This window comes from Caldisericum sp. (assembly GCF_049967455.1).
Lineage (GTDB): Bacteria > Caldisericota > Caldisericia > Caldisericales > Caldisericaceae > Caldisericum > Caldisericum exile_A.
On the sequence record NZ_JBMFSR010000130.1, the window covers coordinates 1 to 505 of the forward strand.

Genomic DNA, 505 nt, shown 5'->3' on the forward strand with positions numbered 1-505 from the left:
CTGACATTTCATATTGTGAATAGATGTTGTTAAGAACCTTTTGTCTCTCGGGGTTTTTTACATCTTTGAATGTCAGCCATGGCGGGTTCCCGATAACAATATCTACTTTTCCCCTGTAATAGTAAGGGTTGTAAATATTTCTTAATATGTAAAACCAGATATGGTTCTTCCCTGCCTTAACAAGATCCTTTAATTTATTTATTAATTCTTCATTGTCCTTTAGATCATCTGGAATTTGGTCGGAAGAATCTACGACTTTCTTCATTTTTCTTAAATATCTATCCATTTCCTGAATGTTTCTATCTCCATAATTGAACACTGCTTTCCCATAACCACTCACAATTTCATCAAAGTTTATTTCTATTGTTTTTTCAATAGAACCTTTTTCATGTTCAAGCCAGCTGGGCATTAGGGAATCCGCCAAGTAAACAGGAATAATGTTCACATCCTTTATCTCTGTGAGAAAGTTTGCTTTGGAAATCACAACTGCAATCGGGTTTATGTC

Annotated in this window: 1 protein-coding gene; it reads right to left on the reverse strand. The window is 34.7% G+C overall.

Annotation, left to right across the window (positions count from 1 at the left end; translation table 11 throughout):
- Window positions 1-505 (reverse strand): Eco57I restriction-modification methylase domain-containing protein (locus tag ACP5SP_RS08165; RefSeq protein WP_428076590.1); only part of this gene is annotated, 505 nt, incomplete at both ends.